This is a genomic window from Mesorhizobium sp. WSM4841 (assembly GCF_055811515.1).
Genome location: NZ_JBVVQC010000099.1, coordinates 1 through 427, shown reverse-complemented (window position 1 = coordinate 427; position 427 = coordinate 1). Strand labels below are relative to the sequence as shown.

Genomic DNA, 427 nt, shown 5'->3' with positions numbered 1-427 from the left:
AGTGCCATGACCAAGCGAGACGTTAGACTGAGCAGAGGCGAGTTGAAAGCGTTGCTGTTGTCGGATGAGGACGGCTTCCGCAGAGTTTTGCAGACTGTGGTGCAGGAGACTTTGGAAGCCGAGATGACGGAGGCGATCGGGCCGAGAGAGGCGAGCGGACGACGGAGCGGGTTGGTTACCGGTCCGGCTATTTTGAGCGCAAGCTTGTGACGCGGGTTGGCGTGCTGGAACTTCGGGTTCCGCAGGATCGGGCCGGCCGGTTCTCGACGGAGTTGTTTGAGCGTTATCAGCGCTCGGAGAAGGCATTGGTGTCGGCGCTGGTCGAGATGTACGTGCAAGGCGTGTCGACGCGCAAGGTGAAGGCGATCACCGAGGAGCTGTGCGGCCATTCCTTCTCGGCCTCGACGGTGAGCCAGGCGACGGCGCG

At 62.1% G+C, this 427-nt stretch carries 1 pseudogene; it reads left to right on the top strand.

The features are described from left to right. Positions 1-6: 6 nt before the first annotated feature. Positions 7-427, top strand: a pseudogene (locus AC0L14_RS34790) (transposase); the annotation flags it as partial.